Below are 25,368 nucleotides of genomic sequence, written 5' to 3'. Positions count from 1 at the left end.
TCGCCGGGAAGCGAAGCCTCCCGAGGCAAACCGGGTCCTATGGAAGTATATTGAGCGCAAATGCGCGTGGCCCTCTTCATCACCTGCCTGGCGGACCAGTTCTATGCGGAGGCCGGAGTGGCGGCGGTGAAGCTCCTCAGGGCCTTGGGGGTGGAGGTGGACTTCCCCCAGGGCCAGACCTGCTGCGGCCAGCCCGCCTTCAACGCCGGGTACTGGGACGAGGCGAGGCCCCTCGCCAAAAGGACCCTCGAGGTCTTTGAGGAGGCGGAGTACGTGGTCCTGCCCTCGGGAAGCTGCACCAGCATGGTGAAGAACCACTACCCTGAGCTCCTTCCCGGAAACCGGGAGGCTTTGGCGATGGCGGAGAAGACCTACGAGCTCTCCCAGTTTCTGGTGCGGGTTCTCGGGGTGGAGAAGCTCGGGGAGGGGCTTAAAGGGAGGAAGGTGGCCTACCACCACGGCTGCCACGCCTTAAGGGAGCTCGGCGTGCGGGAGGAGCCCCTTCTCCTCCTGCAAAACGCCGGGGCCGAGGTCCTCCCCTGGGAGGCCGGGGAGGAGTGCTGCGGCTTCGGGGGGCTTTTCTCGGTGAAGCTCCCCGAGGTCTCCTTGGCCATGGCGGACCGGAAGCTCGCCACCTTGCCCAAGGCCGAGGTCCTCACCTCCACGGACGCGGGCTGCCTCCTCCACCTCGCGGGGCGCCTGGGCAAGAAGGGCGAGAACCTCAGGGTGGCCCCCCTCGCCACCCTGCTCTGGGAGGCGTATGCGGGCTAAGGCGAAGCTCTACCCCAAGGAAGCGGCAAGGCTTTTAAGGGAAAAGCCCGGGGTACGGGAAGCAGTCACCGGGGCCACGCTCCACTTTGAGCGAAACCGCCTCAAGGCCTACGCCGAGGTCCCCATCGAGGCGTGGCGGGAAAGGGCCAAGGCGGTGAAGGACCACGTTTTAAGCCACCTGGACCGCTACCTGGAGCTTGCGGAAAGGCGCCTTCGGGAAAACGGCGTCCAGGTGCACTGGGCCGAGACCCCGGAGGACGCCCACCGGGTCTTAAGGGAGGTGGTCCAAAGGCACGGGGTGAAGCGGGCGGTGAAGGCCAAGAGCATGCTCACCGAGGAGCTCGGGGTGAACCCCCTCCTCGAGGCCCTGGGGGTGGAGGTCTACGAGACGGACCTCGGGGAGTACCTGATCCAGCTTCTGGGCGAGCCCCCGAGCCACATCGTGGGCCCCGCCATCCACCTCTCCTTGGAGGAGATCCAGAGGCTCTTCCACCAGCGCTTCGGCACCCCTCTGGACGCCCCCCCTGAGGCCCTGGCCCAGGTGGCCCGTAACGTCCTAAGGGAGGCCTTCCTCACAGCGGAGCTTGGCATCAGCGGGGCCAACTTCCTGGTGGCGGAGACCGGCACCCTGGCCCTGATGGAAAACGAGGGGAATATCCGCCTTTCCACCTCACTCCCCAGAGTGCACGTGGCCTTCGTGGGGATAGAAAAGCTCCTCCCCCGCTTTTCTGACCTCGCCCTCTTCCTCCCCCTCACCGCCCGGGCGGCCACGGGGCAGCGCCTTGCCACCTTCGTCTCCCTGATCCAAGGCCCCGCCAAGGAAGGGGAGGAGGGCCCCGAGGAGGTCCACGTGGTCCTGGTGGACAACGGGCGGACCACCCTCCTCGCTGACCCCGAAGCCTGGGAGACCCTGAGGTGCCTCCGCTGCGGGGCCTGCCTCAACGCCTGCCCCGTTTACCGCCAGACGGGAGGGCACCCCTACGGCTACGTCTACTCCGGGCCCATCGGGGCCGTTTTGGACCCCGGGCTTCTCTCCTTGGAGGAGGCCTACCCCCTGCCCTACGCCTCCACCCTCTGCGGGGCCTGCCTGGAGGCCTGCCCGGTGAAGATCCCCATCCCCAAGCTCCTCCTCACCTGGCGGCACCGGGCGGTAGCGGAGGGCCTCACCCCCTCCTGGGAAAAAGGGGCCATGCGGGCCTTCCGCAAGGTCATGGAAAGCCCCGCCCTCTACCGCCTCTTCTCCAAAGGCCTGAGGGGGCTTCCCCTGCCCCAGGACCTCCTCCCCCTCCTCAGGGCCTGGACGGAGGGAAGGGGGCCCTTAAAGCCAAGCCCCAAGCCCTTTCACGAGCTCTGGAAGGAGGTGGAGCGTGGAGGCTAGGACCAGGATCCTCGCCCGGGTGCAGCGGGCCCTCAAGGAGCGCCCCAAGGCCCTCCTCCCCGAGCACCCCCACCTCCCTCCCCCGGAGGACCCCGTGGACCTCCTCCTGAGGCGCCTTCAGGAAAACGGGGCCGAGGCCATGAGGCTTCCCCGGGAAGAGGCCAAAGCCTTCGCCCAACGCCTCGCCGAGGGGCTTCCTGGGGCCGCCTTCGGCAAGACCCTCCCCAGGACCTCAGGCCCCCCCTCCCCGAGCTGCCCCCGAGGAGGCCCCCTTGGGGGTCTCCTGGGCCCTTTTTGCCGTGGCGGAAACGGGGAGCGTGGCCCTTTCCAGCGAGGAGGGCCGAAGGGTCCACCTCCTCCCCCCCACCCACCTGGTCTTCGTGGAGGCGAACCGGGTCTACGGCACCCTCCTCGAGGCCCTCCAGGACCTCCAAACCCTCCCCAGGGCCCTGGGCCTCCACTCCGGCCCCTCCAAGAGCGCCGACATCGGCCAGGTGATGGTCAAAGGGGTGCACGGGCCCGGGAGGCTCGTGGTGGTCGTCCTGGAGTGACATCACTCCAGGCGGTAGGCGGGGGGGATGGCGAGGGCGCGGAGGTTGAGCCTAAAGCCCCCCTCCTCCCGCACCACCAGGGGCCACCAGACAAAGCTCGCCCGCCCGGCGATCCTTTCCACGGGGACAGGACCGAAGGTGCGGGAGTCCTCCGAGCCCCCTAGGGTGCGGTTATCCCCCATGACAAAGTAGTACCCCGGCTTTAACTTGATCCGCCCTACCTCGCACACCTCCCCCAAAGCGCTTCGGGCCAGGGTCTCCTGCGAGGGGGGAAGGAGCATCTCCTTAAGGGGCCGGAGGTAGGCGGGAAGGAGGTCCACCGGGAAATCCCCCTGCTGGGTGACGATCCGGGTGAGGCGCCCCCCCTCGTAGCACACCCCGGGGAAGGAATCGGGCCAGGGGGTGATCCGGTCCGTGATGTGGGTCTCCGCCAAAGGCTTCCCGTTCACGTACACCACCCCCCGGTCCACGTAGACCTCGTCCCCGGGGACGGCCACGATGCGCTTGATGAAGAAGGCCCGGAAGGAGAAGCCCAAAACGGGGAAGCGGGCCGTGGAGAAGGGGGTGCCCTCCGGGGGCTTGAGGATGGCGATCTCCCCCCGCCGCCACTCCATGAACCCCAGGCGGACGAGCCAGGTCTCCCACTTGGGCACCAGGACCCGCTCGCCGTTCCTCAAGGTGGGGTACATGCTCTGCCCCACCACCCCCACGGTGGTGAAGACGAAGGTGGTGACCAAAAAGGCCACGAGGAGGGCCTCCCCCACCTGCCGAAACCATTCTTTAAAAAGATAATCCCAAAAGGCCTTCATACCCCTCCCACTTTACCCTCTAGGGCCTGCCTTGCGGCCTCACGCCCAGCTTGCACAATCTCCTCCAAGCGCCGGAAGTCCTCTATGCCCACTCCCGGCAGGCTGGGCTTCACGTACACCTCGGGGGCATAGAGGGTGAGGCGCACCGCGGTGAGGTGGAGCTGCATCAGGTCCACCGCCCGCCGGGCCAGGGCCAAAAGCCCCCGGGGGGCCTCGTCCGCCATGCGCTCCGGGGTGACGTCCACGGCGTAGACCTCTGTGGCCCCCAAGAGGCGGGCGGCGTCCACGGGCAGGTTGTCCAACACGCCCCCGTCAAAAAGAAGCCTCCCCTCCCGCTCCACCGGGGTCAGGAGGCCCGGAAAGGCGGCGGAGGCCAAAACGGCGCTCACCAGGTCCCCTTGGGTGAGGAAGAGGAGGCGCCCCGAGACCACGTCCACGGCGGTGACCACCAGGGGTCGCCTCAGCTCGGCGAAGCTTGGGGGCAGGTGCTCAGCCAGGAAATCCTTCAGCTTTTTGCGGGAGAAAATCCCCTCGCGCGGGGAGAGGCCCAGAAGCCCAAGCCAAGGGGTTCTGCGGGCGATGTGGAGCATCTCCTCCGGGGTTTTCCCGGCGGCAAAGAGGGCCCCCACGATGGCCCCCATGCTGGTGCCCGCCACCACCTGGAAGTCTAGGCCCGCCTCCAAGAAGGCCTCCAAGGCCCCGATATGGGCGAGCCCTCTGGCCCCCCCTCCGGAAAGCGCCAGCCCGCGCACGGGACAATCCTAACGGCTTGAGGGTGAAAGGAATGAGGGGCGGGTATAGTGGAGGCAGTGGAGCTGGCGGGGAAGACCCTTTTGGACAGGTACCGGGTGGTGCGCCCCTTAGGGCAGGGAGCCTTGGCCACCGTCTACCTGGCCTTTGACCCCTTCGGCACCCCCTACGCCCTCAAGCTTTTCCCCCCAAAGGCCCGTCCCCGCCGGGACCGGGAGCTTTGGGTGGGGCGAAGGCTCGCCCACCCCAACCTCAACCCCGTCCTCGAGGCCCTGGACCCGGAGGAAGGCCCTGCCCTCCTCCTGGCCTACGCCCCGGGGGAGGAGCTCGGCCGCTGGATGGGAAAAAACCCTGCGTTTTTCCAGGCGATGCGGGTCTTCCACCAGCTCCTCCTCGCCCTCGCCCACATGCGCGAAAAGGGCCTGGTCCACCGGGACGTGAAGCCCGAGAACATCCTGGTAAACGCCGGGGAGGCCCGCCTCCTGGACTTTGACCTCTCGGGCCCCGCCCAGGAGCGCTTCCAAAAGCCCCTACTCCTGGGCACCCCCGCCTACCTCGCCCCCGAGCTCCTCCGGGGCCTGCCCTCGGGCCCTGAGGCCGACGTCTACGCCGCCGGAATCATCCTCTACTGGATGCTCACCGGGGAGCACCCCTTCGCCGACCCCTCGGGCCGGGTTTCCCTGGACCCCAACAGAGGACCCCATCCGCCCGTGGCGGGGCTCGGCGAGGAGGCCGCCCTTTACCTGGCACGCCTCCTCGCCCCCGACCCTAAGGCGCGCTTCCCCACGGCCCAGGAGGCCCTGAAGGCCTTCCCCTTTTAGCGCCATGCCTTCCTGCCTGCTCCTTTCCACCCTCCTCGGCTCGGCCCTTTTCGCAGGCCTGGGCGAGGTGGCGGTGGGGCGCCTGGAGGTGGAAGGGGACTCGGAGGGCCTAGTTCTGGACTGGCCCGGCCTTCTTCAGGGGCAAGCCCGCCTCCTGCGCCGCCCCGGCTTTGACTACCTCAGGGCCTGGCAGGGGGCGTACCTGGTGGGGGAAGCGGAGGTGGCGGGCGTCCTCCAGGGCCTCTGGTTCGGGCCCCGGGGGGCCAGCTACGGGGGAGGCCCCTGGGCCTCCCTTCGGGCCTTGGATCCCCCTGGGCGTACGGGTACTCCTACCGGGCCCTTTTTCAAGGGGAGGGGCTTTTCCTGAACCTCGAGGCCGAAGCGGGAAAGCCGCTCGCTTACCGCTCGGAGTCCCTCACTTTTCCCAAAAGGCCTTGGACCCTAAGGGCCTTGCCCCTTCCTTTCGCCTGGTACCCTGCACACTTCCGAGAGATTTCCCCGCCCAGCAAGAGGCCCTGCCCCAGGCCTTAACGGGCGAAGGCCCCCTGAGCGAGGAAGGCGAGGATCCCCTCCGCCAGGCCCTGGGCCACCCGTTCCCGGTAGGCCGGGTCAGCAAGCCTCCGCCCCTCGGCAGGGTGGTCCCCGAAGCCAATCTCCACCAGAACCGCCGGCACCTTGGCGTAGCGGAGGACGAAGAAGTCGCCGGGGAAGCTCCCCCGGTAAGGGCTTCCCGTGGCCTGGGAGAGCTTACGGCCTAGGGTCTCCGCCAGGCGCTGGCTATAGCGCTGGTTGGCCTGGGCCACGATGTCCGTGAGGATCCGTTCCGCCACGCTCTTGGCCTCCTCCGTGAGGCGCCGGCCCAGCTCCCCACCGCCGTTTTCCCGGATCACCTGGGCCACGATCCTCGGATCCTGGGCCCGGCCGAAGTAGAAGGCCTCCACCCCCTGGGCGGTGTGGGTGGGGGTGGCGTTCACGTGGATGGAGATGAAGAGGTTCACCCGGGAGCTATCCGCCATGGCCGCCCGCCGGGAGAGGTCCTCCCGCTTGTCGGGGGAAAGGTGGGCGTCCTTGTCCCGGGTGAGGCGGACCTCTATGCCTTCCCGCTCTAGGAGCCGCTTTAAGCGGAGGGCCACGTCCAACACCACCTCCTTCTCCACCACGTAGCCCACCATCCCCGGGTCCACTCCCCCGTGCCCCGGGTCCAGGAGGACCACCGGCCTAGGGGGTTTGGGGGCCCGGTTCTGGGAGGGTGGGGGGGCTGGCCTCTCGGAAGCGGCCTCCTTCTTCAGGGAGAGGTCCACCACCAGGCGCTCGGGATCGGAAAAGCGGCGCACCGAAACCTCCACCGGGGCTTTCAGGCGCACCTGGACCCGCACCCGTCTCCCCTCCGGCACCGTCTGCACGGAAACGACCTCGGGGGAGTTCACCACCTGGTCCAAGGCCCCCGCCTTCACCCCCACCAGGATCAGGGTCAGGAGGCCGTTTTCCTGGGAAAGCGTGTGGGCCACCTCCCGGGAGGGCAGGTCAAAGACCAGGCGGGTGAAGCCCTCATGCACCCCCACCCGAGGAAAGGCCCAGGCCAGGTTCCATACCAGGAGAAGAAGCCAGGGGAATACCCGCATCTACGGCCATTCTAGCGGCCCAGATGAAGACTTGGTAAAATCCGGCTCATGACGAAGAAGGTCGTGGTTCACCAGATCGTGGGGCACCGCTTCCTGGGCGTAAACGAGCAGGGAGACAAGGTGATGATTGACGGGGACCAGCCCGCCACCGGCCCCCGCCCTATGGAACTCCTCCTCATGGCCCTGGGGGCCTGCACCGCCTACGACGTGGTGGACATCATGCGCAAGAAAAAGCAACCCCTCGCCCGCTACCGGGTGGAGGTGGAAGGGGAAAGGGCCGAGACCCACCCCAAGCGCTACACCCGCATCACCGTGACCCACATCGCCTCGGGGCCGGGCGTGACCCTCGAGGCCCTGGAGAGGGCCGTCCACCTTTCCCACACCAAGTACTGCTCCGTTTCCGCCAGCCTCAACGCCGAGATCACCACCCGGGTTGTCCTGGAGCCCTGGGAGGGGGAGGAAGGGGAAGGCTAGATGCTTCTTGCGGTGGACATCGGCAACACCTCCACCGCCCTGGGGGTTTTCTCCGGGGAAAGGCTCGTGGCCCACTTCCGCATCCACACCGACCGGATGCGGATGGAAAGCGAGTACCGGGTCATCCTCAAGAATCTCTTCGCCCTCGAGGGCCTTCCCCCGCCCACGGCCGCCCTCCTTTCCAGCGTGGTCCCCCCGGTGGAACGGGAGATGAAGCGGGCCATAGAGAAGCTCTTCGGGGTGAAGGCCCAGGTGGTGGACGCCGAGAGCACGGGGCTCGAGGTCCTCATAGAAAACCCCAAGGAGGCGGGGGCCGACCGCCTGGTGAACGCCGTGGGGGCCCTTAGCTACAAAAGCCCCACGGGGCGCTACATCGTGGTGGACTTCGGCACCGCCACCACCTTTGATCTGGTGGAGGCGCCTAACCGCTACCTGGGCGGGGCCATCACCATCGGCCCCCAGACCGCCGTGGACGCCCTCGCCGCCCGCACCGCCAAGCTTCCCCGCATAGACCTGGTACCCCCCAAGGGGGTGGTGGGCAAGAGCACCCTCGAGGCCCTCCGCTCCGGCCTCGTCCTGGGGTACGCCGCCCTGGTGGAGGGGATGGTGCGCCGCTTCAAGGAGGAGGCCGGGGAGGCCCTGGTGATCGCCACGGGGGGGTTCGCCGAGACCCTCAAGGACCTCTGCCCCTCCTTTGACGTGGTGGACGAGGACCTCACCCTCAAGGGGCTTCTCCGCATCCACCTGGGGCGAGGGTGAACCAGTAAACCCACCTCCCCTCCTCCTCCAAGAGGGCGTACCGCCACCCCTCCACCCGGTAGCACCCCAGGTCGCGCCAGACCCCGGGCCTCTCCCGGAGGAAGACCCTTAGGGGCGTACCCTCCCGGTGGGCGAGGAGAAGGCGCAGGTTCCCCCCCACGGGCTCCTGGTCCCCCCGTTTGCCCTCGCCCATATAGAGGATGCGGCCGTCCGGGAGGAAGCGGTTGCGGTACCCCGACTCCCCTCGGTCCACCAAAAGGCTTCGCGCCCCGATTCCCTTACGGGTACGGTGGAAGGCGAAGACCTCGCTCCAGGCCCACCTTGACACTTCTCCTTCCCCCGGCTATTATCCTAAATGCCCGGTCGGACGCCCCCGACCCGGCAACAACCCAAGGCCCCGTGGTGTAGTTGGTTAACACACCCGCCTGTCACGTGGGAGATCGCGGGTTCGAGTCCCGTCGGGGCCGCCACGCCGAGGTAGCTCAGTTGGTAGAGCATGCGACTGAAAATCGCAGTGTCGGCGGTTCGATTCCGCCCCTCGGCACCAAGGACGAGCCTGGCGCCCGCTCCACAGTGAGCGGGCGTTTTGCTTTGGTGGGTTGCTAAACTGGGCGAGAAGGGGGCGACGCGCGTCACGCCTACGCTTCCCTCCCCCCTTGGAGGCGAGGGTATGAGGCGGTAGGGGTTCGCCGGGGCCTGGACGTCCGCAAGGACCCCAGGCCCTACCCCCGGGTTTACCCACCAAGCCTAGCGGCGCCGGTCTGTGCTAGGCTAAAGCAAGATACTAACCATTCCAGGATTATGTGAGGAGCAAAGCAATCTATTACGTGCTGATACCTATTCTTCCCCTCTTGACAGTATTGACGACCCCCCCTAAAGTGAAAGCCAAGCAAACGGGGCCGACCCCCCGAAGCCAAGAAAGGAGGTGAAGGAGAATGAAGAAGCTGATCGCTCGCGTGATGGCACTGCTCGGCTCTCTGATCGCTCTCGGACTTGCGGCTGGGGCTAGCTTTCACTGGAGGTAAAAGAGTCTGGCCAGGTTGCTGGCCAGCTTTTTCATTTTCAAAGGGTGTGCTATCTTTACAACGTGGAGTCCCAAAACACCAAGGGGCCGGGTCATTCCAGATCCCTAGAAGTACCCCCTGTTCGGGTACTTCTGTTTATCTTGGCTACCTTCCTTGGCTTTGTCCTCCTGGAGCTCTGGCTGTACTGGCAGTCCAAAGACAAGCCTCTTCAACTTGGGCTCTGGGACCTGATTTTTTGGGGTTTGCTGATTTTCTGGAGCGTGAGGGTAGAGGTCCGCCTACCCCTCAACGCTGGCATGAGCCAGCTTTTTCTCTTCGCTCTGGCTCTCGTAGTCTTAACTCCCCCTTGGGTAGCCCCTCTTGCGGCCTTCCTGGCCCAATGGGGTGGAAGCGCCTGGTACAAAGAGTTCTTCAACCGTTCCCAGGACGGACTAGCAACCGCTATAGCCGCCTTAGTGTGGATCCTAGCTCAAGAAAATCCCCTTTACTTAGGCAGGTGGGATTTAAGCGACGGGGTGGGCATAGCAGCCGCCGCTTTTTCCTTTTTCGCCGTGAATAGCAGCCTGGTTGCCTTTGTCATCCACCTGGACAGCCAAACTCCCCTCCGGGAAATATGGCGCCGGAACATGGGGTGGGTAGCCCTCAGCTACATCCTCCTCTCCCCCCTCGCCCTCCTCCTCGCCCGGGCCTACGAGACGCCGCTTCTCGGAGGCTGGGGCGGCTGGACGGTGCTCTTCTTCCTCATCCCCCTCTACTACAGCCGCTTTTACTGGGACGAGAAGGTGCGCCTGGAGGAGGCCTTTGACACCACCCTGGAGCTCTTGATGAATGCCCTCGAGGCCAAGGACCCCATGACCCGCCTCCACTCCGAACGGGTGGCGGACATCGCCCGCGACCTGGCCCGCAAGGTCAAGGACGGGGACGAGGCCTACGCCCAGGCCATCTACCGGGCGGCCAGGCTCCACGACATCGGCAAGATCGCCATCCCCGAGGCCGTCCTCCTCAAGCCCGGAACCCTCACCCCCGAGGAGTTCGCCCTCATCCAAAGCCACACCACCAAGGGGGCCGAGCTCCTCTCTCCGGCGCGGAAGGTGGCCTTTGACCAGCTCGTCTACAACGTCATCCTGCACCACCACGAGCGCTGGGACGGTCGGGGCTACCCAAAGCGGCTCGCCGGGCACGAAATCCCCGAGGAGGCCCGCATCGTGGGCCTGGCGGACGCTTACGAGGCCATGACCGCGGGGCGGCCCTACCGCAAGGCCAAGACCCCCGAGGAAGCGCTGAGGGAGGTCCAGGAGCTTTCCGGCCACCAGTTTGACCCCCGGTTGGTGGAAGCCTTCACCGAGCTTTGGGAGCAGAACCCCATCTGGCGCGACCGCCACGCCTATCTGGCGGCAAAGGAGGGATCGGTATCACGCTCTACCTCGCCGCAGCGCTCTTCGGCCTCGGCCTCGCCCTCGCCCTCGGAGCCCGGCCCAAGGACCTCGGAGGAATAGAGCTCAGGGCGGCCTGGGCCTTCTTTCTGGCCGCCCTCTTGGAAGGGGGGTTGGCCTACGGGACCTACCGGGGCCTCTTCGCCCCGGAGGTGGCCGGCCCCTTGGCCAAGCTTCTGGTCCTCCTCCTGGTGGGCTACGGCCTTTACCAGAACCGCCACCTCAAAAGCCTCTACCTGGTCCTTCTCGGCCTCCTCCTCAACGCCCTCGTCATCTTCGCCAACGGGGGGCACATGCCCGTGAGCCCCACCGCCCTCCACCGGGCGGGCATAGGGGAGTTCGCGGACCTCCTCCGGGACAAAGGGGACGCGGTCCACGCGCTTCTGGACGAGAAGACCCGCCTCCCCTTCCTGGGGGACGTCATCCCCCTGCCTCCCCTGAGGAAGGTCGTGAGCCCGGGGGACCTCTTCATCCTCTTGGGGATCGCCGGCATGGTGGTGGAGGGAGCCCTCAAGGGCGGGATTCGCCTGCGGCGGAGGGCCCTCGCCCTCCGCCTCCTCTTCTACCTCGCCTTCGTCCTCGCCCTCCTCGCCCTGCGCGGGTAAGGCGGGGTGTAGTGTATATTCCCCAAGGGGCTATACCCCTGACCGGGAGGGAAGATGGCGTACCGGATCTGCTTAATTGAGGGCGACGGCATCGGGCACGAGGTCATCCCCGCGGCGCGGAGGGTGCTGGAGGCCACCGGCCTCCCCCTGGAGTTCGTGGAGGCGGAGGCGGGTTGGGAAACCTTTGAGAGAAGAGGGACCTCCGTCCCCGAGGAAACGGTGGAGAAAATCCTCTCCTGCCACGCCACCCTCTTCGGGGCCGCCACCAGCCCCACCCGAAAGGTCCCCGGCTTCTTCGGGGCCATCCGCTACCTAAGGCGCAGGCTGGACCTCTACGCCAACGTCCGCCCTGCCAAAAGCCGCCCCATCCCGGGAAGCCGCCCCGGGGTGGACCTCATCATCGTCCGGGAAAACACCGAGGGGCTTTACGTGGAGCAGGAAAGGCGCTACCTGGACGTGGCCATCGCCGACGCCGTCATCTCCAAAAAGGCCAGCGAGCGTATCGGCCGGGCCGCCTTAAGGATCGCCGAGGGCAGGCCCCGCAAAACCCTCCACATCGCCCACAAGGCCAACGTCCTTCCCCTCACCCAGGGGCTCTTCCTGGACACGGTCAAGGAAGTGGCCAAAGACTTCCCCCTGGTGAACGTCCAGGACATCATCGTGGACAACTGCGCCATGCAGCTCGTGATGCGCCCGGAGCGCTTTGACGTCATCGTCACCACCAACCTCCTGGGGGACATCCTCTCCGACCTCGCCGCGGGGCTCGTGGGGGGCCTGGGCCTCGCCCCCTCGGGGAACATCGGGGACACCACCGCGGTCTTTGAGCCCGTCCACGGCTCCGCCCCCGACATCGCCGGCAAGGGCATCGCCAACCCCACGGCAGCCATCCTCTCCGCGGCCATGATGCTGGACTACCTGGGGGAGAAGGAGGCGGCCACGCGGGTGGAGCAGGCGGTGGACCTGGTGCTGGAGCGGGGGCCCAGGACCCCCGACCTGGGCGGGGACGCCACCACGGAAGCCTTCACCGAGGCCGTGGTGGAGGCGCTCAAGAACCTGTAGGCGGAAAAGCTTCCTGGCCCCCTTCGGGGGCCAGGCCTTCCTTTTTGGGGGTTGTCACGTGAAGAAAAAGCGTTATCCTACCTTCAGGGATTCGCAGTTGGCCTAGAGACGCAGGTATAAGGAGGGGGGTGTGTTCAAAAGCCTTAGCCAGCTCTTCCGACCCAGGGTTGAGGCCCTGGGGTTGGAGATCGGGGCCTCCGCCCTGAAGCTCGTGGAGGTGTCCGGGAACCCCCCTGCCCTCAAGGCCCTGGCCTCCCGCCCCACCCCGCCCGGCCTCCTGGTGGAAGGGATGGTGGCCGAGCCCGCCGCGTTGGCCCAGGAGATCAAGGAGCTTCTCCTCGAGGCCCGCACCCGCAAGCGCTACGTGGTCACCGCCCTCTCCAACCTGGCGGTCATCCTCCGCCCCATCCAGGTTCCCAAGATGCCCCTCAAGGAGATGGAGGAGGCGGTGCGCTGGGAGGCGGAGCGCTACATCCCCTTCCCCATTGACGAGGTGGTCCTGGACTTCGCCCCCCTGACCCCCCTCTCCGAGGTGCAGGAGGGGGAGCAGGTCCAGGTGATGGTGGCGGCGGCGCGGCAGGAGGCGGTGGCGGGGGTCCTCGAGGCCTTGAGGGGGGCGGGGCTCGTCCCCGTGGTGCTGGACGTGAAGCCCTTCGCCGGGCTCTACCCTCTGGAGGCCAGGCTTGCGGAGGAGCCCGACCGGGTCTTCCTCGTCCTGGACATCGGGGCCGAGAGCACGAGCCTCGTCCTGCTCCGGGGGGACAAGCCCCTGGCGGTGCGCGTCCTCACCCTCTCGGGCAAGGACTTCACCGAGGCCATCGCCCGAAGCTTCAACCTGGACCTCCTCGCCGCCGAGGAGGTGAAGCGGACCTACGGGATGGCCACCCTCCCCACCGAGGACGAGGAGCTCCTCCTGGACTTTGACGCCGAGTGGGAGCGCTACAGCCCGGGGCGCATCTATGACGCCATCCGCCCGGTGCTGGTGGAGCTCACCCAGGAGCTCCGCCGTAGCCTGGAGTTCTTCCGCATCCAGCTGGAAGAAGCCCCGCCCGAGGTGGGCTACCTCCTGGGCGGGGGAAGCAAGTTGAGGGGGCTTGCCTCCCTCCTCACCGACACCCTGGGGGTGAACTTTGAGCCCGTCAATCCCTGGGAGGCGGTAACGGTGGACCCCAAGCGCTTTGAGGCGGAGAAGCTCCAGGAGATGGGGCCCGAGTTCGCCGTAGCCCTGGGCCTGGCCCTGAGGGGGGTGGAGCCCTTTGATTAGGCTGAACCTTCTTCCCAAGAACCTCCGGCGCCGGGTGGAGCCGGGCTGGTGGCGCCTCCTCGCCCTCCTCTTCGCCCTCGTGGTCCTCGGGGTCTTGGGGCTCGTCCACTACACCGCCTACACCGAGCTTTCCCTGGCCAAGGCGGAACGGGACCAGCTCCAGGCGGAGGTGGAGGCCTTGAGGCCCTTCATCGCCGAGCTCGGCCGCCTCCAGGAGGAGCGCAAGGCCCTCGAGGCCCTCCTCGCCATCCGGGAAGGCCTGGAGAAAAACGCCGTGCCCTGGTCCCAGTACCTGGCCGCCTTCATCAACCAGATCCCCAAGGCGGGGGGGCGCCTCGAGGTGGCCCTCCGCTCGGTGAGCGCCCGCGCCCTCTCGGAAGAGGAGGCCGCCCGCCTGGCCCAGGAAGGCACCTACGACGGCAAACGGGTTCGGGTGGAGTTCGCCCTCCAGGGGGAGGCCCTGAGCCGGGAGGCCCTGGTCCGGTTCATCCGGGCCTTTGAGACCTCCCCCCGGTTCGGCATTGAGTTCCAGGGCGCCTCCCTGGACGAGGGCCGGGGGCTTTACACCTTCAGCGCCCGCGTGGGCGTGACGGGGGGTGAAAGCGGTGCTCGCTAGGCTGGGACAGCGGGAGTGGGCCCTCCTGGCCATGGTCCTCACCGCCCTCCTGGGGCTCCTCTGGTACTACCTATTCATCGTGCCCACGAGGCAGGAGATCGCCACCGTCCGGCAGGAGATTGACCGCCTCACCATAGAGCGCAACCGCGGGCTCCAGGCCCGCCGGGCCCTTCCCGAGCTCCGCGCCACCATCGCCGCCCTTCAGGCCCAAAGGCTCGCCTTCCTCCGGGCCCTGCCCCGGGAGGAAAGGCTCGCCGAGGTCCTCTCCGAGGTGCTCCAGGACGCGGAGGCGAGCGGGGTGGTGGTCCGAAGCTTCACCCGAAGCCGCACCTCGGCCCCGGTGCCCGAGGTGCGGGCCGTGAACCTGGCCCTGGCCCTCGAGGCCCCCTTTCCCGAAATCTACGCCTATCTGCGGCGCCTGGAGGACCTCTCCCGCTTCAGCACCCTTTCCGGCCTCAACCTGAGCGTCCAGAGCCAGGAAGCGAACCCCACCCTCGCCACCGGCCTCACCTTGACCGTCTACGTGCTGGCCCAGGGGGTGGAGGAGGAAACGGGAGGGAGCACCCCATGAAGAACGCCTGGCAACGCCTGAAGGAAGCCTGGGCCAACCTGCCCAGGTCCACCAAGCTCCTCCTGGCGGCCCTCCTTCTCGTGGGGGGCGTGGCCCTTTGGTACGTGGGCCTCTACCTCCCGGCCCAGGTGGCGGAAGCGCCCACCCCGGCCCCCTCCACGCAGGTCATCGAGGCCCCCCCGATCCCGCCCCTCGCCTCCCAGGAAGAGGCCAAGCCACAGGCCGAAGCCCCGGCCCAAGAGGAGGCCCAGGCGCCCCCGCCCGCCCCCGTGGCCCGGGCCGAGCCCCCGCCCCCGAACCCCTTCGTCCCCCTGGTGGTGGAAACCCCACCCCCACCTCCGGCCTCCGCCTCCCGCCCCACGCCCGTCCCCGAGGGGCCCGCCGTCCGGGTCCAGACCCCCGCCCCGGCCCCCAGGCGGCCCCCGCCACCCAGCCCATCCCCGGGACCTCCGGCGCCCTCCCGGCACCCAAGGTCCTCTCCCCCGCCCTGGCTGCCCCCCTGCCCCAGGAGGCCAGGGAGACGCCGCCTAAGGTCGCCGTGCCCACGGCGCTCGTGGAGACCCCCCTTTCCGGGCCCGAGGCAGAAGGGGTGAAAGAAGCCCCCGCCCCGGCCTCGCCGCTGGAGCGCCTGGTGGCGGAAAAGGGCCTCCGCCTCTCGGGGACCCTGCTCGGCCCCGTGAGCGTGGCCATCCTGGAGAGCAAGGAGGGCTACCTCGTCGTCCCGACGGGAAGCCCCATCCCCGGCACGGAGGCCGTGGTGCGCCAGGTGGAGGAAGGAAGCGTGACCCTGGCACTGAAGGAGGAAACCCTGAACCTCTCCCTCGCCCAAGCTGGAGGTGGCCAATGAAGAGCGCGTGGATCCGTGCGGCCGTGATCGCCCTCGCAGGGCTAGGGGCTTTTGCCCTTGCGGGGAGCTTTCCCGAGGAGCCCCGCTTCCAGGCCCCGGTGAACCTCAAGGTCTCGGAATCCCAGGTCAAGGCAGGCCAGACCCTGCCCCTGGACGTGGTCCTCGAGGCCCTGGCAAGGAGCGTGGGGCTCCAGCCCCTCATCTACCGGGCCTACGATACAAGCGGGGACCCCGCCAAGGCAGAGCCCCCCCTCCCCAACGTCAAGCTGGACTTCCAGGGCAAGCCCTTCCGGGAGGTCTGGGACCTCCTCTTCGCCACCTACGGCACCCAATTCAACCTGGACTACCTCTTCCTGCCCCCCGACGTGGTGGTGGTGGCCCCCACCCAGGTGATCACCGCCTTGGTGGACGCCCCGAGCCGCACGGGGGCCATGGAGCGGAGGCCCTACATCGTGGGCGTCCCCGAGATCGCCTACAAGCGCACGGAGACGGACGCCCAGGGCCAGACCCGCACGGTCGTCAACATTGAGGGCGCCAAGGCCTGGGTCCAGAACGACCTCCTCCCCTTCCTCTCCCGGGAGGCCGCGGGGCTCAACGTGAACTGGATTGTGGTGGAGGAGGGCGGGAGGCTCAAGGCCGTTCTCTCCGTTCTCGCCACCCCCGAGCAACACGCCCGCTTCTCCGACATCCTGCAACGGGCCGGGATTGACTTCCGCCCCCTCCCCGCCCTGGCCCAGCCCAAGCCCCGGGTGGAGAAGACCTACACCCTCACCTACGCCACCTTCCCCGAACTCCTCGCCTTCCTCCAGTCCCGCCTCCCCGAAGCCCAGATCAGCGTGGTTCCCACCAACCCCCAAAGGGCCATCGTCCTCGCCACCGAGGAGGACCACGCCCGCCTCGCTGAGCTTCTGAAGACGGCCGACGTCCCCAAGACCGTCCGCCGGGTCTACGCCCTGCAGAACCTCACCTTCAGGGAGGCCCAGGAGCGCCTAAAGCCCCTCCTGGAGAAGGACCTCAAGGGGGCCCGCCTGGAGAGCCTCCCCGGCAATCCCAAGGCCCTCCTCCTCGAGGCTCCCGAGGCGGAGCACGCCCTCTTCGCCGAGATCCTAAAAGCCCTGGACGTCCCTCCCCAGGCCCCTCAGGCTCCCCAGGAGGCCACCTTGCGCCGCCTTTACCCCTTGCGCTACGCCAACGCCGAGCAGGTGGCCCCCTTCCTCGCCCGGGAGGTGCCGGGGATCGTGGTCCAGACCGTTCCCGGCCAGCCCGTCCTCTCGGTGCGGGGCACGGAGAAGCAGCTCGCCGAGGTGGAAAGCCTCCTCGCCCAGATTGACCGGGCCCCCGAGCAAGGCCCTCCCGTGTTCCAGCGGGCCTACCAGCTCTCCAACGCCAAGGCGGTGGAGCTCGCCCAGGTGCTCCAGGAAGCGCTCAAAGCCCGGCAGGCCCAGAACCAGGGCCAGCAGAACCAGGCCCCCCCCACCCGGGAGGCCACGGTGGTGGCCGACCCCAGGACCAACACCCTCATCGTCACCGGCACCCAGGAGGACCTCGCCCTGGTGGAGGGCCTCATTCCCAAGCTGGACCAGCCCGTTCCCCAGGTTTCCTTGCGGGTGCGCATCCAGGAGGTCCAGTCCAACCTGACCCGTAGTCTCGGCCTCAAGTGGAACAGCATCGCTGGCGGCAATGCGGCGGCCAGCATCCTGGACTCGGGGCTTTCCCTCATCTTTGACTCCACGCGAAGCCTCGCCGCCCTCAACATCATGGCCACCCTGGATGCCCTGCAGCAACAGGGGCTTTCCCGGGCCCTCCGGGATGTGAACCAGACCGTCCTCAACAACCAGACCGCCCGCCTGCAATCGGGGGAAACCTTCTTCATCCGGCGGGTGGTAAACGACCAGGTGGAACGGGTCCCCTTTGATGTGGGTCTTATCGTGGAGGTCACGCCCCAGATCACCGCCGACGGCCAGATCCTCCTCAACATCAAGGCCGAGGTCTCGGGGAACGTCCAGCGCAACCCCGTGGACGGGGATGTGGACCGCTTCACCAAGCAGGTGGTGACCACCACCCTCAGGGTAAGGGACGGGGAGACCGTGGTCCTTGGGGGCCTCACCTCCCAGGAGTCCAACCAGAGCCAGCAGGGGGTGCCCCTCCTCATGGACATCCCCCTGATCGGGGAACTTTTCAAGCAGCGGACGAACGAGCGCACCGACAAGGAGCTTTTGGTGGTGATCACCGCCGACATCCTCGAGGAGACGGCCTCGGCGAACCCCTAAGAGGCCGGGCGTTCCGCAAGGGGGGCCTGCGGGCCCCCCTTTGGCCTACAATGTCCCCATGCGGTTTCTCACGGCAGGCGAGTCCCACGGGCCCGAGCTTCTCGCCATCATTGAAGGGCTTCCCGCCGGGCTTCCCCTCAGCGAGGAGGACATCAACCCTTGGCTGGAGAAGCGGCAGAAGGGCTACGGCCGGGGCCGGCGCATGGTGATTGAGACCGACCGGGTGGAGTTCCGCGCTGGGGTGAGGGGCGGGCGCACCACGGGCGCTCCCGTGGCCCTGGCCATCAAGAACGCCGACTTTAAGAACTGGGCCGAGATCATGGACCCCGCCCCGGGGAACTGGCCCAGGAAACGGGCCCTGACCGCGGCCAGGCCGGGCCACGCCGACCTCGCCGGGGGCATGAAGTACGGGCACAAGGACCTGAGGGACGTGCTAGAAAGGGCGAGCGCCCGGGAAACGGCCATGCGGGTGGCCGTGGGGGCCGTGGCCCTAAAGCTCCTCTCCCTCCTCGGGGTGGAGGGGGTGGGGTACGTGCCGGGGATGGCGGGGGTGTGGGCCAAGGTGCCCTTCTCTTGGGACCTGGTGCCCCGCATTGAGGAAAGCCCCCTGCGCATGACCGACCCCGAGGCCGAGGCCGAGGCGATCCGCCGCATTGACCAGGCCAAGGCGGAGGGGGACACCCTGGGCGGGGTCATTGAGGCCCGCTTCCGGGGGCTCGTGCCGGGGCTTGGGAGCCACGTCCACTGGGACCGGAAGCTGGACGGAAGGCTGGCCCAGATGGCCCTTTCCATCCCGGCGGTGAAGGGGGTGGAGATCGGCCCCGCCTTTGAGAACGCCATGAAGCGGGGCTCCGAGGTCCACGACGCCATCTACTGGAGCCCGGAGCGGGGCTTCTATCGGAAGACCAACCGGGCAGGGGGGCTGGAAGGGGGCATGACCACGGGGGAGGAGCTCGTGGTCCGGGCCGCCCTCAAGCCCATCGCCACCCTGATGAGGCCCCTTCCCACCGTGGACGTGGTGACCCACGAGCCCAAGGACGCCGCCAGGGAGAGAAGCGACACCACGGCGGTGCCCGCGGCGAGCGTCATCCTCTGCGCCCTCTCGGCCATCGTCCTGGCCCAGGCCTACCTGGAGAAGTTCGGGGGGGACACCATGGAGGAGATCCAGGAGCGGGTGGAGCGCTACAGGGAGCGGGTGCGGGCCTACTGAGCCCGGCCCGGGTAGGATGGGAGGATGGCCCGCCTCGAGGTTCCCCGTCCCGCCACCTTCGTCACCCTCACCGGGTTCATGGGGGTGGGGAAAAGCCGCATCGGGCGGGAGCTCGCCCGGGCGCTCATGCTCCACTTCATTGACCTGGACCGCTACATTGAAAGGCGCACCGGGATCTCCATCCCCGACATCTTCCGCCACCTCGGGGAGGAGGCCTTCCGCAGGATGGAGAAGGAAGCGGTGCGGGAGCTCGTGGGAAAGGACTACCTGGTCCTCTCCCTGGGCGGGGGAACCTTCATGGACCCGGAAAGCCAAAAGGCCCTCCTCGGCCGCGGGCCCGTGGTGGCCCTATGGGCAAGCCCCGAGACCATCCTGAAAAGGGCCATGCGCAAGCCCGGGGAAAGGCCCCTCCTCCAGGTGGAAAACCCCCTGGAGAGGATCCGGACCCTCCTCGAGGCCCGGGCCCCCGTCTACCGCAAGGCCCACATCCACGTCTCCACCGACGGGCGTCGCGTGGAGGAAGTGGTGGAAGAGATCGTGGAGAAGCTCTGGCGCCATGCAGAGGCTAGAGGTGCGTGAACCCGTCCCCTACCCCATCCTCGTGGGGGAAGGGGTCCTGAAGGAGGTCCCCCCGCTTGCGGGCCCCGCCGCCCTCCTCTTTGACCGGAGGGTGGAGGGCTTCGCCCAGGAGGTGGCGAAGGCCCTGGGCGTGCGCCACCTCCTGGGGCTCCCCGGGGGAGAGGCGGCGAAGTCCTTGGAGGTCTACGGGAAGGTCCTGTCCTGGCTTGCGGAAAAGGGGCTTCCCCGGAACGCCACCCTTCTCGTGGTGGGGGGCGGGACCCTCACGGACCTGGGCGGCTTCGTGGCCGCCACCTACCTCCGGGGGGTGGCCTACCTCGCCTTCCCCACCACCACCTTGGCCATCGTGGACGCGAGCGTGGGGGGGAAGACCGGGATCAACCTGCCCGAGGGGAAGAACCTGGTGGGGGCCTTCCACTTCCCCCAAGGGGTCTACGCCGAGCTTAGGGCGCTTAAGACCCTTCCCCTCCCCACCTTCAAGGAGGGCCTGGTGGAGGCCTTCAAGCACGGGCTCATCGCCGGGGACGAGGCCCTTCTCAAGGTGGAGGACCTCACGCCGCAAAGCCCCCGCCTCGAGGCCTTCTTGGCCAGGGCGGTGGCGGTGAAGGTGCGGGTCACCGAGGAAGACCCCCTGGAGAAGGGAAAAAGGCGCCTTTTAAACCTCGGCCACACCCTGGGCCACGCCCTGGAGGCCCAAACCCGCCACGCCCTCCCCCACGGGATGGCCGTGGCCTACGGCCTCCTCTACGCCGCCCTTCTGGGAAGGGCCCTCGGGGGCGAGGACCTTTTGCCCCCCGTGCGCCGCCTCCTCCTCTGGCTCTCCCCCCCTCCCCTGCCGCCTTTGGCCTTTGAGGACCTCCTCCCCTACCTCCTCCGGGACAAGAAGAAGGTCTCGGAAAGCCTCCACTGGGTGGTGCCCCTGGCCCCGGGGAGGCTTGTGGTGCGCCCCTTGCCCGAAGGCCTCCTCCGGGAGGCCTTCGCCGCCTGGCGGGAGGAGCTTAAAGGGCTTGGCCTCCTCCGCTAGGCGCCCGCAACCCGGAACCCCGGCGCAAGCCGGCACGGGGTGGCCTCAAAGCCCCACCCCCACGGGCCTCAGCACCCCGCGCTTGGCCTTGCCGAAGTCCAGGGGGAACTCCCCCGCCGCCGTCTTCAGGACCACGAGGGCCAGGGGGTGGTCCTCCCCCTCCCAGGCCACCCCCTCCCCCGTGGCGAAGGCCAGGGCCCTGGGGTCTTCCGGGGTAAGGGCGAGGCGGGGAAGCCCCTCGGGCCAAGGGAGGGTGGCCCCGAAGGCGAGGGCGAGGGCCTTCGCGGGGAGGAAGCGGCCCTTCTGCACCTTGCCCAGGTAGAGGCCCGGGGCAGGGGCCTTGAGGCCCAAGAGGGTGGGAAGCCCCTCGGGGAGGAGGTAGAGGTGGCCCGCCCGGTCAAGGACGGGGCCTTCCAGGGAAAGCCCCCCCTCCTCCAAAAAGCCCCTAAAGGCCCGCAGGGCCTCCTGGGAGAGGGGGGAAGGACGTTCCAGGCGCGGCGTGCTCCAGGCCCCCCCCTCCTTGCGGAAGCGGGCGAGGAAGTGGCCCTCCCCCTCGAGGCGGTGGGGCCAAAGCCTCGCGGTCTTAAGGAGCTCCGGGTTCCCCTCCCCCCACTCCGGCACCCCCGGGGCGAAGAGGGGGTGGAGGCGGGCGTCCTCGAGGCGGAACTCCGGGTGCGCCTTGAGGAAGTGGGCCACCACCCCCTCGTTCTCCTCGGGGGCGAAGGTGCAGGTGGAGTAGACCAACACCCCCCCGGGCCCCACGAGCCTCGAGGCCTGGGCCAGGAGGGCCTTCTGCACCTCCGCCATCCTCTTGGGCGCCGAGGGCCCCCAGTGGCGCACCGCCTCCCTGTCCTTGCGGAACATCCCCTCCCCCGAGCAGGGGGCGTCCAGGAGGACCCGGTGGAAGTAGGTCCCGAAGGCCTCGGCCAGGGCCCTGGGAAGGGCCTGGGTCACGGCGAGGGGGCCCCCCAGCGCTCCACGTTCTCCAGAAGGCCCCGCACCCGTTTGCCGTCCACCTCGTTGGCCAAAAGAAGCCCCTTCCCCCTCATGCGGGCGGCGAGGTGGGTGGTCTTGCCCCCCGGGGCCGCCGCGAGGTCCAAGACCCTTTCCCCGGGCTTCGGGTCCAGGAGAACCCCCACCGCCTGGGCGCTCGGCTCCTGGATGTAGTAAAGCCCGGCGTAGAAGAAGGGGTGGGGCCCGGGCCGGGCCTCCTCGGGGTAGTAAAAGCCCTCCGGGCACCAGGGGATGGGCTCAAGTGGCCATGGGGAAATTCTCTGAAAGGCCTCGGGGGAAAGCTTCAGGGTGTTCACCCGGAGACCGTAGGTGCGCTTCCCCTCCGTGAGGGCCTTGAGGAAGGCGGGAAACTCCTCGCCCAGAAGCTCAGCCATGCGGGAGAGGAAGGCCTTGGGCAGCACCCGTGTACCCTAGCACGGGAGGCCCAGGGGCCTCAAGGGATACCATGGGCCCATGATCGTCGCCCTGGGGGCCGACCTGGTGGAGATCGCCCGCGTGGAAAGGCTCCTTTCCCGCCACGGGGAGAGGGCCTTGAGGCGGCTTTTTCACGAGGAGGAGGTGGCCTACGCCCTCGCCCGCCAAAACCCCTTCCCGAGCCTCGCCGCCCGCCTTGCGGCCAAGGAGGCCTTCCAGAAGTGCTGGCCGGAAAGCCTCCCCTGGAAGGCGGTCTGGGTAGGGATGGAGGGGAGAAGGCCCGTCCTCCGCTTCGCCCCCTTCCTGGCCCAGGCCCTGGAAAGGGAAGGCCTTCGGGCCCACCTCACCCTAAGCCACGAGCGGGGGATGGCCCTGGCGGTAGTGGTCCTCGAGGCTAGGGCACCAGCCGGAGGATAAGGACGTAGCGGTACACCTCGCCCCGCCCCGCCGCCAAGGCCCCCTGGACCATGTTCCAAAGGACCAAAACCAAGAGGGCAAGGCCCAAGGGCAAGGCCAAAACGATCCCCACCACGGTCAAGGCCAGCAGGAAAAGCCCAAGCCCGTAGAGGGTGTAGGTGATCTGGCCGTTCAAGGACTCCTTGGCGTGGGCCTGGACGAAGGGGGTCTTGGGCCCAAAGAGGAGGATGGCCAGGGGCACCAGGATCTGGCCGATCAGGACGAAATACCCCACGAGGGGGGCCAGGTGGGCCAAAGCCGCCCAGGTCCGCTCTTGGTCGGAAGGGGTGGGTTGTTCCACAAAAACATCCTACCAGGCCCTTCCCAGTCAAGCCCGGAAAAGGCCGCACGCCCCTAATCCGAGGCCACTTCCTCCACCTCTTCCCGGATGCGGATGGGTCCCTGTTTTTCCGGCCTAAGCCCCACCTTGTCCTGGTAGAAGGCCCGGATGGCGGCGAAGTCCCGGCGGATGTCCCCGGTCGGGTAGAGGTAGCCCCCGATGCCCACCTCCTTCCGCCGGAAGTCGGCGTACCCCAAGGCGATGGGCACCCCTGCCTTCAGGGCCATGTAGTAAAACCCGGTGCGCCAATAGGGGGCCTTGCCCCGGGTCCCCTCCGGGGTGATGAGGATGGCGATCTCCTCCTCCCGGCGGAAGATCTCCGCCACCTGGTCCACGAGGCCCTCCCGCCGGGAACGGTCCACGGGGATGCCCCCTAAGGCCCGCATGAGGTGGCCGAGGGGGGGCTTGAAGAGCTCCTTCTTGCCCAGCCAGCGGGCGCGGATGCGGGCCCCCCAAAGGGCCAAAAGGCCCACCACGAAGTCCCAGTTGGAGGTGTGGGGGGCGCCGATAAGGACGTACTTCCGCGAAGGAGGAGGCGCGACCTTAAGCTCCCAGCCGAAAAGCCTCAGGAGAAAGCGGGCGAGCTTCTGCATGCCTCCTAGGAGTATACCGCGTGTGGTACACTAAAGGGTAACGCCGGGTGGGGCCTTCCCCACCCCTTTTCGTGGAGGGCGCATGCACAAGGTGGTCATCGTGGGTAGGCCCAACGTGGGCAAATCCAGCCTCTTCAACCGCCTCCTAAAGAAGCGGAGCGCGGTGGTGGCGGACGTGCCCGGGGTCACCCGCGACCTCAAAGAGGGCGTGGTGGAAAGCGAACAGGGCCGCTTCCTCCTGGTGGACACGGGGGGGCTTTGGTCCGGGGACAAGTGGGAGAAGAAGATCCAGGAGAAGGTGGACCGGGCCCTGGAGGACGCCGAGGTGGTGCTCTTCGCCGTGGACGGGCGGGCCGAGCTCACCCAGGCGGACTACGAGGTGGCCGAGTACCTGCGCAAGAAGGGGAAGCCCGTGATCCTCGTGGCCACCAAGGTGGACGACCCCAAGCACGAGCTCTACCTGGGCCCCCTCTACGGCCTCGGCTTCGGCGACCCCATCCCCACCTCCAGCGAGCACGCGAGGGGGCTGGAGGAGCTGTTGGAGGCCATCTGGCAGCGCCTACCCGTCAAGCAGATTGACACCGAGCCCGAGGTGGCGGCCATCCGCCTGGCCATCGTGGGCCGGCCCAACGCCGGGAAGTCTAGCCTCCTCAACGCCATCCTGGGGGAGGAGCGGGTCATCGTCTCCGAGGAGCCGGGCACCACCCGGGACGCCATTGACGTGGAGTTCTTCTTCGGCGGCCAGCGCTTCGTCCTCGTGGACACCGCCGGGATCCGCAAGCGGCCCGAAAGCCTCGTGGAGGAGCTCGCCATCCGGCGGAGCCTTAGGGCCATGGACGAGGCGGACGTGGTCCTCCTCGTGGTGGACCCCTTCCAGGTAGGGGACCGGGAGCTCAAGCTCGCCAACGAGGCCCTGGACCGGGGCAAGCCCGTCCTTTTGGTCATCACCAAGTGGGACCTGGTGGACAAGGAGGACGCCCCCAAGATGCGGCGCCTCCTCCGGGAAAAGCTCGCCCACCTGGACCACCTCCCCCGGGTCTTCACCTCCGCCCTGACGCGGCAGAACCTGGACCGGATCTTCCGGGAGGCGGTGCGCCTTCACGAACTCAACCAGACCCGCGTCCCCACCGCCGAGCTCAACCGCTGGGTGGCGGTCTGGACGAGCCGCGTGCAGATGCCGAATTTCAAGGGCAAGCCCCTCAAGATCCTCTACGCCACCCAGCCCGAGGTGGCCCCGCCCACCTTCGTCTTCTTCGTGAACCACCCGGAGTTCGTCACCCGGGCCTTTGAGAACTACCTGAAAAACCGCATCGGCGAGGACCTGGGCCTAAGAGAGGTACCCTTCCGCCTGGTCTTCCGGGGGAGGAGGGAGGAGTAGCGCCATCCCCTCCACCGCCCCCGTCCGCAAGGAGAGGTGGGCGAGGGGGGTAAGGGGGGTGGGCTCGGGGTTCACCTCCACCAGGTAGGCCCCCGAGGCGAAGGCGATCCGGCCCAAGGAGGCCGCGGGCTCCACCTCGGCGCTGGTGCCCACCACCAAGGCGAAGTCGGCCTCGGCGAAGGCCCTTTCCGCCCTCTCCCAAGCCCCTTCCGGCAGAAGCTCCCCGAACCAGACCACGTCGGGCCGGGCCCGGTGGCCGCAGGCCGGGCAGAAGGGGGGCGGGGCGAAGGCCTCCGGCAAGGGAAACCGCTTCCCGCAGGCCTCGCACCGGGCCCTGAGGAGGTTGCCGTGGAGCTCCACCAGGTTCTGGCTTCCCGCGAGGGCGTGAAGGCCGTCCACGTTCTGGGTGACGAGGAGGAAGCTTCCCCCCGGGAGAGGATGCGCCTCTCCAGCTCCACGAGGGCGTAGTGGGCCGGGTTGGGCTTGGCCTCCCGCACCTTCTGGATGCGCCAGGCGTACCAGGCCCAGACCTTCTCCGGGTCCCGGGCGTAGGCCTCGGGGGTGGCGTAGTCCAGGGGGTTGAAGTTTTTCCAAAGCCCTTCGGCGTCCCGGAAGGTGGGGATGCCGGAGGGCTTGGAGATGCCCGCCCCCGTGAGGACCGCCACCCGCCTCGCCTCCTCCAGGCGCTTCCGGGCTTCCTCCAACCGCTCCATGGCCCCATCGTATCCTTAACCC

Annotated in this window: 26 protein-coding genes, 2 tRNA genes and 3 pseudogenes; 23 read left to right on the top strand and 8 right to left on the bottom strand. The window is 68.1% G+C overall.

The window, feature by feature from the left end; all coding sequences use genetic code 11:
* Positions 1-60 precede the first annotated feature (60 nt).
* The 3 genes and pseudogenes from AV541_RS03910 (at position 61) to AV541_RS13520 (ending at position 2,700) form a co-directional block, all read left to right on the top strand.
* Positions 61-771, top strand: a complete 711-nt coding sequence (locus AV541_RS03910; protein WP_060384284.1) for a (Fe-S)-binding protein — start codon at positions 61-63, stop codon at positions 769-771.
* On the top strand, positions 761-2,149 hold the full coding sequence (locus AV541_RS03905) for a LutB/LldF family L-lactate oxidation iron-sulfur protein (RefSeq protein WP_060384283.1): 1,389 nt from the start codon (positions 761-763) through the stop codon (positions 2,147-2,149). The genes AV541_RS03910 and AV541_RS03905 overlap by 11 nt, the downstream gene beginning before the upstream one ends.
* Positions 2,139-2,700, top strand: a pseudogene (locus AV541_RS13520) (LutC/YkgG family protein). The gene AV541_RS03905 and the pseudogene AV541_RS13520 overlap by 11 nt, the downstream one beginning before the upstream one ends.
* 2 nt (positions 2,701-2,702) lie before the next feature.
* On the opposite strand, the gene lepB reads toward AV541_RS13520, so the two are convergent.
* Both lepB and AV541_RS03890 read right to left on the bottom strand, forming a co-directional pair.
* Positions 2,703-3,509, bottom strand: coding sequence for a signal peptidase I (gene lepB, locus AV541_RS03895; RefSeq protein WP_060384282.1), 807 nt, complete (start codon positions 3,507-3,509; stop codon positions 2,703-2,705).
* The gene (locus tag AV541_RS03890; protein WP_038035443.1) at positions 3,506-4,261 is read right to left on the bottom strand and encodes a patatin-like phospholipase family protein; all 756 of its coding nucleotides are present in this window, start codon (positions 4,259-4,261) and stop codon (positions 3,506-3,508) included. The genes lepB and AV541_RS03890 overlap by 4 nt, the downstream gene beginning before the upstream one ends.
* Before the next feature lie 57 nt (positions 4,262-4,318).
* On the opposite strand from AV541_RS03890, the gene AV541_RS03885 reads away from it, so the two are divergent.
* Both AV541_RS03885 and AV541_RS12150 read left to right on the top strand, forming a co-directional pair.
* A complete protein-coding gene (locus AV541_RS03885) occupies positions 4,319-5,080 on the top strand; it encodes a serine/threonine-protein kinase (RefSeq protein ID WP_082709630.1) in 762 nt (253 codons plus the stop codon).
* 4 nt (positions 5,081-5,084) lie between these two features.
* Complete coding sequence (locus AV541_RS12150; RefSeq protein ID WP_244880588.1) at positions 5,085-5,447, top strand: hypothetical protein; 363 nt, start codon at positions 5,085-5,087, stop codon at positions 5,445-5,447.
* 160 nt (positions 5,448-5,607) lie between these two features.
* On the opposite strand, the gene AV541_RS03875 is transcribed toward AV541_RS12150, so the two are convergent.
* Positions 5,608-6,702, bottom strand: a complete 1,095-nt coding sequence (locus AV541_RS03875; protein WP_060384280.1) for an N-acetylmuramoyl-L-alanine amidase family protein — start codon at positions 6,700-6,702, stop codon at positions 5,608-5,610.
* Positions 6,703-6,750: 48 nt separating this feature from the next.
* Between AV541_RS03875 and AV541_RS03870 the strand changes: the two genes are divergently transcribed.
* Entirely contained in the window at positions 6,751-7,176 is a 426-nt protein-coding gene (locus AV541_RS03870) for an OsmC family protein (RefSeq protein WP_060384279.1), read from the top strand.
* Complete coding sequence (locus AV541_RS03865; RefSeq protein WP_060384278.1) at positions 7,177-7,935, top strand: type III pantothenate kinase; 759 nt, start codon at positions 7,177-7,179, stop codon at positions 7,933-7,935. It begins immediately after the preceding gene.
* On the opposite strand, the gene AV541_RS03860 is transcribed toward AV541_RS03865, so the two are convergent.
* Positions 7,898-8,263, bottom strand: coding sequence for an SRA domain-containing endonuclease (locus AV541_RS03860; protein WP_060384277.1), 366 nt, complete (start codon positions 8,261-8,263; stop codon positions 7,898-7,900). The two genes, AV541_RS03865 and AV541_RS03860, sit on opposite strands and share 38 nt — an antisense overlap.
* 65 nt (positions 8,264-8,328) lie before the next feature.
* Here AV541_RS03860 and AV541_RS03855 point away from each other — a divergent pair.
* From AV541_RS03855 to AV541_RS03795, 14 genes are all read left to right on the top strand, one after another.
* Positions 8,329-8,405: transfer RNA gene (locus AV541_RS03855), tRNA-Asp, on the top strand.
* A 1-nt stretch (position 8,406) separates the two neighbouring features.
* Positions 8,407-8,482, top strand: a tRNA-Phe gene (locus AV541_RS03850).
* 522 nt (positions 8,483-9,004) lie between these two features.
* The gene (locus AV541_RS03845; protein ID WP_060384276.1) at positions 9,005-10,456 is read left to right on the top strand and encodes an HD-GYP domain-containing protein; all 1,452 of its coding nucleotides are present in this window, start codon (positions 9,005-9,007) and stop codon (positions 10,454-10,456) included.
* 50 nt (positions 10,457-10,506) lie between these two features.
* Positions 10,507-10,998: a DUF5317 family protein gene (locus tag AV541_RS03840; RefSeq protein WP_060384275.1), complete on the top strand. Its 492-nt coding sequence runs from the start codon at positions 10,507-10,509 to the stop codon at positions 10,996-10,998.
* 54 nt (positions 10,999-11,052) lie between these two features.
* Positions 11,053-12,057, top strand: coding sequence for a homoisocitrate dehydrogenase (locus tag AV541_RS03835; RefSeq protein WP_060384274.1), 1,005 nt, complete (start codon positions 11,053-11,055; stop codon positions 12,055-12,057).
* Positions 12,058-12,187: 130 nt separating this feature from the next.
* Positions 12,188-13,321, top strand: coding sequence for a type IV pilus assembly protein PilM (gene pilM, locus AV541_RS03830; RefSeq protein WP_060384273.1), 1,134 nt, complete (start codon positions 12,188-12,190; stop codon positions 13,319-13,321).
* Positions 13,314-13,937 carry a hypothetical protein gene (locus AV541_RS03825; protein ID WP_060384272.1) on the top strand — a complete coding sequence of 208 codons (624 nt, stop codon included), beginning with the start codon at positions 13,314-13,316 and terminating at the stop codon, positions 13,935-13,937. The genes pilM and AV541_RS03825 overlap by 8 nt, the downstream gene beginning before the upstream one ends.
* Complete coding sequence (locus AV541_RS03820; RefSeq protein ID WP_060384271.1) at positions 13,927-14,508, top strand: type IV pilus inner membrane component PilO; 582 nt, start codon at positions 13,927-13,929, stop codon at positions 14,506-14,508. Before AV541_RS03825 ends, AV541_RS03820 begins: the two co-directional genes overlap by 11 nt.
* Complete coding sequence (locus AV541_RS03815) at positions 14,505-15,101, top strand: hypothetical protein (protein WP_244880587.1); 597 nt, start codon at positions 14,505-14,507, stop codon at positions 15,099-15,101. Before AV541_RS03820 ends, AV541_RS03815 begins: the two co-directional genes overlap by 4 nt.
* Complete coding sequence (locus AV541_RS13515; protein WP_244880586.1) at positions 15,098-15,355, top strand: hypothetical protein; 258 nt, start codon at positions 15,098-15,100, stop codon at positions 15,353-15,355. The genes AV541_RS03815 and AV541_RS13515 overlap by 4 nt, the downstream gene beginning before the upstream one ends.
* On the top strand, positions 15,352-17,625 hold the full coding sequence (locus AV541_RS03810) for a secretin N-terminal domain-containing protein (RefSeq protein ID WP_060384270.1): 2,274 nt from the start codon (positions 15,352-15,354) through the stop codon (positions 17,623-17,625). Before AV541_RS13515 ends, AV541_RS03810 begins: the two co-directional genes overlap by 4 nt.
* Before the next feature lie 58 nt (positions 17,626-17,683).
* The gene (aroC, locus tag AV541_RS03805; RefSeq protein WP_060384269.1) at positions 17,684-18,835 is read left to right on the top strand and encodes a chorismate synthase; all 1,152 of its coding nucleotides are present in this window, start codon (positions 17,684-17,686) and stop codon (positions 18,833-18,835) included.
* Between the two features lie 24 nt (positions 18,836-18,859).
* Complete coding sequence (locus AV541_RS03800; protein WP_060384268.1) at positions 18,860-19,414, top strand: shikimate kinase; 555 nt, start codon at positions 18,860-18,862, stop codon at positions 19,412-19,414.
* Positions 19,392-20,438 carry a 3-dehydroquinate synthase gene (locus AV541_RS03795; RefSeq protein WP_011228641.1) on the top strand — a complete coding sequence of 349 codons (1,047 nt, stop codon included), beginning with the start codon at positions 19,392-19,394 and terminating at the stop codon, positions 20,436-20,438. The genes AV541_RS03800 and AV541_RS03795 overlap by 23 nt, the downstream gene beginning before the upstream one ends.
* Positions 20,439-20,483: 45 nt before the next feature.
* On the opposite strand, the pseudogene rsmF reads toward AV541_RS03795, so the two are convergent.
* Positions 20,484-21,853 (bottom strand): annotated as a pseudogene (gene rsmF / locus AV541_RS03790) (16S rRNA (cytosine(1407)-C(5))-methyltransferase RsmF).
* Positions 21,854-21,905: 52 nt separating this feature from the next.
* On the opposite strand from rsmF, the gene AV541_RS03785 reads away from it, so the two are divergent.
* Positions 21,906-22,283: a 4'-phosphopantetheinyl transferase superfamily protein gene (locus tag AV541_RS03785; RefSeq protein ID WP_008632879.1), complete on the top strand. Its 378-nt coding sequence runs from the start codon at positions 21,906-21,908 to the stop codon at positions 22,281-22,283.
* On the opposite strand, the gene AV541_RS03780 is transcribed toward AV541_RS03785, so the two are convergent.
* Entirely contained in the window at positions 22,261-22,623 is a 363-nt protein-coding gene (locus AV541_RS03780; RefSeq protein ID WP_008632880.1) for a DUF4870 domain-containing protein, read from the bottom strand. The two genes, AV541_RS03785 and AV541_RS03780, sit on opposite strands and share 23 nt — an antisense overlap.
* A 53-nt stretch (positions 22,624-22,676) precedes the next feature.
* Complete coding sequence (locus AV541_RS03775; protein WP_060384267.1) at positions 22,677-23,255, bottom strand: lysophospholipid acyltransferase family protein; 579 nt, start codon at positions 23,253-23,255, stop codon at positions 22,677-22,679.
* Between the two features lie 82 nt (positions 23,256-23,337).
* On the opposite strand from AV541_RS03775, the gene der reads away from it, so the two are divergent.
* Entirely contained in the window at positions 23,338-24,633 is a 1,296-nt protein-coding gene (gene der / locus AV541_RS03770; protein WP_060384266.1) for a ribosome biogenesis GTPase Der, read from the top strand.
* Here the strand turns inward: der and AV541_RS03765 are convergent.
* Positions 24,583-25,346, bottom strand: a pseudogene (locus AV541_RS03765) (SIR2 family NAD-dependent protein deacylase). The gene der and the pseudogene AV541_RS03765 overlap by 51 nt on opposite strands.
* Positions 25,347-25,368 lie beyond the last annotated feature (22 nt).

Source organism: Thermus parvatiensis, assembly GCF_001535545.1.
In the GTDB taxonomy this organism is placed as follows: Bacteria; Deinococcota; Deinococci; order Deinococcales; family Thermaceae; genus Thermus; species Thermus parvatiensis.
Note: the sequence above shows the minus strand (reverse complement) of the source record. Positions and strands in the feature narration are given on the sequence as shown.